The organism is Plebeiibacterium sediminum, assembly GCF_026013605.1.
Lineage (GTDB): Bacteria > Bacteroidota > Bacteroidia > Bacteroidales > Marinilabiliaceae > Saccharicrinis > Saccharicrinis sediminus.
This window is the reverse complement of the sequence record NZ_JAPDPJ010000027.1, coordinates 67,850-74,668: the sequence shown is the minus strand read 5'-3', so window position 1 is coordinate 74,668 and position 6,819 is coordinate 67,850. Positions and strand designations below refer to the sequence as shown.

The 6,819-nt window shown below is 32.9% G+C and carries 5 protein-coding genes; 2 read left to right on the top strand and 3 right to left on the bottom strand.

From position 1 onward, the window contains the following. Positions 1-524: 524 nt before the first annotated feature. On the top strand, positions 525-728 hold the full coding sequence (locus OM075_RS12715) for a hypothetical protein (RefSeq protein WP_301190900.1): 204 nt from the start codon (positions 525-527) through the stop codon (positions 726-728). 148 nt (positions 729-876) lie between these two features. On the opposite strand, the gene OM075_RS12710 is transcribed toward OM075_RS12715, so the two are convergent. The 3 genes from OM075_RS12710 to OM075_RS12700 form a co-directional block, all read right to left on the bottom strand. Beyond that, positions 877-1,917, bottom strand: a complete 1,041-nt coding sequence (locus OM075_RS12710; RefSeq protein ID WP_301190899.1) for a glycoside hydrolase family 43 protein — start codon at positions 1,915-1,917, stop codon at positions 877-879. Between the two features lie 203 nt (positions 1,918-2,120). Next, the gene (locus OM075_RS12705) at positions 2,121-2,573 is read right to left on the bottom strand and encodes a PaaI family thioesterase (RefSeq protein ID WP_301190898.1); all 453 of its coding nucleotides are present in this window, start codon (positions 2,571-2,573) and stop codon (positions 2,121-2,123) included. Between the two features lie 30 nt (positions 2,574-2,603). Further along, positions 2,604-3,143 carry a DUF4395 domain-containing protein gene (locus tag OM075_RS12700; RefSeq protein WP_301190897.1) on the bottom strand — a complete coding sequence of 180 codons (540 nt, stop codon included), beginning with the start codon at positions 3,141-3,143 and terminating at the stop codon, positions 2,604-2,606. A gap of 573 nt (positions 3,144-3,716) precedes the next feature. On the opposite strand from OM075_RS12700, the gene OM075_RS12695 reads away from it, so the two are divergent. Then, a complete protein-coding gene (locus OM075_RS12695; protein WP_301190896.1) occupies positions 3,717-6,494 on the top strand; it encodes a DUF8487 domain-containing protein in 2,778 nt (925 codons plus the stop codon). Positions 6,495-6,819 lie beyond the last annotated feature (325 nt).

Here is a 6,819-nt window from a genome sequence, read left to right as displayed (position 1 = left end):
TCAGGTTTTCTCTACCTTGAACGGCAAAAACATATTGAACGAAGAGTTGGGTATAGGTATTGGCCATGATAATAACTTAAGATAACAGGGCTAACGCCCCTAAATTTATTTATAAAATCAACTTCTACTAAGAAATCAGGGCTACGCCCCTCAATCTACTGAAATAGACATGAAATTAGTTAAAATAATATTATTCAGAAAGTAGAGTAAAATTCTATTGTTTATGTGTTTAGAAAAATTAATGGGTTGTTAAATAATCTTTCTATACATTTTAAAGGGCCGTTAGGCCTGATATCTTAGTAGAAAAAAGTTTTAGAATTGTAAATCAAGGGGCGTTAGCCCTGTTGTCTTAATGATGTATAAAATACAGAAGGATTTACCTCTGCGTGCTCTTGGTTATATTGTGTTTTGCATATAATTCAGATATAAAATGGAGCAAATAATTATATAACGTATATTATTCTTAGGGTCATTAATCATCATTTTTTTTGTTTATAACCTTTAAATCACATTATAAATTAATTATGAAGAGAATGAAAAGAATCATGCTTATGTTTTTGGTAAAGCTATTATTGGGAGCTGTAATATTTGTAATTCTTAGTCGATTTACCTATCCTGAGAAAACCGTATTTAATGAAGGTACCATATCTGCTTTTATAGGATTTTCAATATATATGACAGGTGAAACTATTTGGAAATATTATAAAAGACAATTGAAGAAATTATGACTAGTTTTCGATGTTCCTATGACAATTAATACCTTGGTCTTAAAACTAAATTTGAACATAGAATTATCAGGTTAATACTCAATATATAAAAACAAAAAGAGCTGCAACCATCCGATTGCAGCTCTTTTTATTATCATGTTTGTTGTACCTATTTTATTGGATCAACACTTTTGGTAGTCATTTGAATAGGCTTATAATTGCCTTTTTTGTCAAACTCTAATTTGTCGATACATAAACTACGGCTGAAACTTCCTCCATCAGTTTGTATACCACCGTTATGATAGATGAAATACCAGTTTCCTTTATATTCAATGATAGATTGGTGATTGGTATTACTATTACCTGCAATTTCGTTAATTACACCTTTGTATTCATATGGTCCTTCAACCTTATCGCTCACAGCATAAGCAATTCTTTCAGGAAAACCAACTGCAAAAGATAAGTAATAGCGTCCATCTTTTTCATGTAACCAAGGTGCTTCTGTAAATGGGAATTCCATTTCGCCATTGATTTTGATTTCTTTTACGCCATAATCTTCGTCATAAGAAACCATATCTTCGTTAAGTTTTACATACCAGCAAGCACCATTTCCCCATAATAACCAGGCCTGGTCATTATCATCAATAAAAACAGTAGGGTCAATTGTACGCCAGCTATGTTTTTTACCAAAACTATCTTCATTTTTAACCAATGCATGTCCCAATGCATCTTTATAAGGACCTTCAGGTCTGTCGGCTACAGCAACACCAATACCTGTTGTTTGAGAACTGTTGTACCAGTAAAACTTACCGTTTCTTTCAATAACCTGACTAGCCCATGCTGCATTGGTTTCTCCCCATGCAAAATCTGTAGCTCTTAAAGGCATTTTATATTCCCAAAAGTGTTTCATGTCAGTAGTGGCAAAACAACACCATTTTTCAATGTTATACCATTTTTGACCACCTTTAGCATCTTCTCCTGTAAAAATAAATAAGGTATCGTTATATACTAATGCAGCAGGGTCACAGGTATATTTGTGAGTTACAATCGGGTTTCCTTTTGCTTCCCATTGGTATATAACATTTTCAGATGTAATAGAATCGTTTTTTTGAGCGGAAGTATTCTTTTTCTTAGGTGTTACAGCACTCGCCATTAATGTTGCTACCATCAAAAATGATAGCGAAATAATTCTTCGAGGATTTGTGTTCATATTTATTGATTTTAATTTGTCCTTATTATTTTCAATTGAAAACCATGCATTGAAAGTTTCAAATATAGTTGAAAATGGTCCTTAGGGGGTGGATAAATCATTCAAAATACTTGCACAAACAGGTATTATAACTGTAAATATTGGTTCGTTATATTAACAATAAATCCATTGTAATACTTAGTAACCGGTTAAATTATAGATTGTTATTTCTTCATTCTGATGGCAAGAATTTCGCCGGTAACGCAAACCTTTCCGTTTGCACTTAAAGTCATCTCAACAATAACTTTTCTGCCCGAAATACTTTTAAGTTTTCCTTTAATTTCCAATTCTACTCCTAGTGGTGTCATCTGTCGATAATCAATTTTTAAAGAGGCTGTCATGCAACGAACCTGAAGAGGAGCTTCCAGAGGAATGTTTTCTTCCATACAAATAAATGCAGCAGCCGATCCTGTTCCATGGCAGTCGAGTAGGGAAGCTATTAAACCTCCGTAAACAGCTCCAGGAATAGCTGTATATTGCGAATCCGGTGTGAAATGTGCTATGGTCTCTTCTCCTTCCAGATAAGTTTTTAAATGTAATCCCAGTGGATTGTTTTTCCCACAACCATAGCAGTGTGCTACATCATCCGGATATAAATCTTGAATAGCTTTAGTCATTGAAATCTTTAATAGTTTACAGAGTTAGGATTAAATGCTGCAAGAATCGCCCATACAGTTTGGCATTACTTCAGGAGATTTAATAAGTTTAATGCGAACAGCTAAAAAATATAGCTTGCAACCTACACAAATAGCAAAAGCTGTTTCTAAAAACATTAAAAGTAAACAAACCAGGCAAAGCATACATACCGGTTGAAAATAAGAACCATCGCCAGTAACATATAACAGTACAGAAAAAACAAAAATAGTAAGTGACAGAACACTTCCCAGCGACCAGGCAAAACGCTTTTGAACAGCACCGATATATAGAGGAGTTTGTTTACGTACAAATAGTTTTGAGAGTAAAGTAACAGGCGATAAATTAGGATTTACTGAAACAGAGATAACAAAATGATATACCATGATGCCTGATATATACGGAAGTACAGCAAAGTTCCTTAAAATGAAGGCCTGTATAAAGGCAATAATACCTAATAAAAACAATATTCCTGAGATACCACGAACCTCACGCTCGTTTAAAACTTTGTATTCGTAACCCTCTACAACTTTACCAAATGAAAAAAATGCCATAATATTATATATTCTATAGTTTAAATATCAATATATTGATCAGTTGATATAATCAGATGAAAACGGCAACTGATTTTGTTTAATTATAAAACAATACTACAAATAAATCATATAATTGTTTATGATCGGTGCTTAACAGAAAAATAACTCCTTTAAAAATTATAGTATTTTAAAGAAGTTTCAATTTGAGTCCTATTAGCTATTTAATTCTCTATTTGGTGGATATAAATCAGAATAACATAAATAAATAGTACTATTTCTGAATTATATTAATATGATTTTCTTAAGGTTAAATCTAATGTGTAAATGAAGTTAGTTTATAGACAAAACACAAATAATATTGAAATAGAAAGATATTACATAGTGAATCTTTTATGCATAGATGAGTAAATAATCCATTATTTTCTTGTGTATGTCCATTTCAAAATATGGATAATATGATAATATTTGACAAAATTTAAAAGGATTGAATCAGGAACTATAATAAATTTCCAAATCAAAAAATTAACAAACAGGTAGTTGAACTAAATGATTTGGTATTTCTAGAGGCCATGAAATTTTAAATATATATAAATGAATAATTTTTTTGATATCTTAAGACGATGGAGTTTTTTATGGTGTTTGGTATTACTGTATGCATGTAATCCAGAGAACCATAATAATACCATTCCCTTACAAGGTGAATGGGTGGTTACACTGGATAATAACGATCAAGGAAAATCAGAGCAGTGGTTTAACGAAATTCAGACCAATGCATTAGCAATAACTTTGCCTTCAACATTAGATGAAGCTGGTATAGGCGAAGAAGTTATTGTTGAACCTGAATTGAATAAAGAAGTTTTGTATCAGTTAAGCAGAAAGAATACATATATAGGAGCTGCCTGGTATCAAAAAGAGATTGAAATTCCGAACAATATGGCTGATAAAGAAATTGTTCTGGAAATGGAAAGAGTAATCTGGAAATCTGAGGTGTGGATTGATGGAGAATATAAGGGAACAGATAATAGTTTAGTTAGTGCACATCAGATTTCTCTGGGTAAAATTACTCCGGGAAAACACCTTATGACGATTTGCATTGATAACCGTCAGCAATACGATTTATTTGATAATAGTAGAGAAAGAACCCTGACGCATTCCTATACTGAAACAACTCAGATTATGTGGAATGGTATCTTGGGTAATTTCAATTTAAAAGCTTTACCAGCTTATTCTATTGAAGATTTACAGGTTTATCCTGATGTACAAAAAGGTGGAGTTGAAATTGTTGCCAAAGCAAAAGGTCAGTCAGAAAATGACATCACTATTCAGGTTATTGATAAGGAAGGCAAACAAGTATCATCTATTGAAACAAAAGCTGAAGAAAATATCAAAGTTGAATTAACTGGTGATTTTACCCCTTGGGATGAACATCATCCTGTAATTTATACTGCTCAGGTTAAAACTGCAAAGGGAGATATATTGGCACAGGCTGATTTTGGCTTGCGAAAAATTGAGTCTGTTGAAAATAATATGCTTTTAAATGGTAAACGACTGTTTTTAAGAGGTACATTAGAATGTTGTATCTTCCCGTTAACAGGTCATCCTCCATTGAATAAAGAGGGATGGTTAAAAGTATTTCAATCAGCAAAATCTTACGGTTTAAATCATATTCGTTTTCACTCATGGTGTCCACCAGAAGATGCTTTTGAAGTTGCCGATAGCTTAGGTTTTTACCTTCAGGTAGAAATGCCAAACTGGTCGCTTAAATATGGTCAGGAACCTGAAATGGTAAAATGGATGGAACGCGAAGGAGAACGTATGATTCGCAATTATGGCAATCACCCTTCATTTTGCATGATGGCTATGGGTAACGAGTTAGAAGGTGATTATAAATTATTAACTGACTTTGTAAAGAAATTACAAAAAGAAGATCCTCGTCATTTATATACAACCACTGCCTTTACTTTTCAGAAGCCACATTCAGAAGAGCCTGACGCCGTTGATGAATATTGGATTACTCAATGGACTAAAGATGGTTGGGTAAGAGGACAAGGCGTATTTGATGATTATGCACCAAGTTTTGATAAGGATTACCGTTCAAGTATCGAATTTTTGGACATTCCTTTAATCACACACGAAATTGGTCAGTATTCGGTATATCCTAACCTTAAGGAAATTGAAAAGTATACTGGAGTTTTATCTCCAAAGAACTTTGAGGCCATTAAAATCGATTTAGAGAAGAAAGGAAGATTAGATAAAGCTGAAGATTATTTAAAAGCTTCTGGTCAATTGGCTAAAATTCTTTATAAAGAAGAAGTTGAGCGTGCTTTAAAAACACCCGGAATCAGTGGTTTCCAATTGTTGGATTTACATGATTTCCCTGGACAAGGAACTGCTTTAGTAGGTATGCTTGATGCATTTTGGGATTCAAAAGGAATTGTAACCGGAGAGGAGTTTAAAACGTTTTGTAACGATTTGGTTCCATTAATTAAGTTTGAAAAGGCCGTTTATACAAACAATGAAGTGTTTAAAGCTAAGGCAGAAGTAGCCAATTACTGGAAAGATCTAGAGGCTCCGGCTTTTGATTGGAGTATTGCTCAAAACGGATCTGTTTTAAAATCAGGTAGCCTTGAATCAAAAGGTATTAAACAAGGAAGCTATGCTGAAGTAGGTGCTTTTGAGTTTGAATTAAAAAATATTCAGGAACCACAAAAGTTGGATATTACTTTAAGCTTACAAGGAACAGATTATAAAAATTCATGGTCTGTATGGGTGTATCCACAAAGTCAAAAAGTAGACAGAAAGGATGTAGTGGTTACAACAAAATGGGCTGTAGCAGAAAAATCTCTTAACGAAGGAAAAAAAGTTTTATTTACTCCTGAGTTAGATGAATTAAACGGTATTGAAGGCAAGTTTGTTCCAGTATTCTGGAGTCCGGTTCATTTCCCAAATCAACCAGGAAGTATGGGACTTTTAATTCAGGATCAACATCCTTTATTTAATGAATTCCCAACAGAGTATTATACCAACTGGCAATGGTGGGATTTATGTAAAAAATCAAAATCGTTAGAGGTAGATAAGATTGTTGTTGAACCTGTTGTTACAGTTGTAGATAACTTCTTTAAAAACCGCGATTTATCAAACTTATTTGAAGTTAATGTAGGTAAAGGTAAATTAGTATTTAGTGGTATTGATTTAAATACAGATTTAGATCATCGCATTACGGCTAAAGCTCTATTGAATAGTACTGTTGATTATATGAATTCAGAGGCTTTTGCTCCAAAGCATACTGTAACATTCAAATCATTAAAAGATTTATTCCAACGCAATCCAAATTCAAAAGAAGCAGCAAAAAAAGGATTGTATGATTAAAGGTTGATATATACACTTAGATTACAAAAGGATAAAAGATATAGCTACTAAGCGCTCTTTTATCCTTTTTTCTTTTTTAGGATATAGGTGAGATGTAGCAATTTAAAGTAAGGAATGTATATAGAGTGGATTTGATTTATAATGACATTTGAGGAGTTGTTCATTTAATAAAAGGATCATGTATGTGACTCCGCAGGAGTCAATTTATAGCATACTGGATGTTGCTATAAACATGTGATGCCTCTGGCATCAGTTTAAGAGTATATCTTTAAATTTTTTCTGTTTGGAACAATTTAAGAGGAAAGTGAAGTCTATAAGTTCGGCA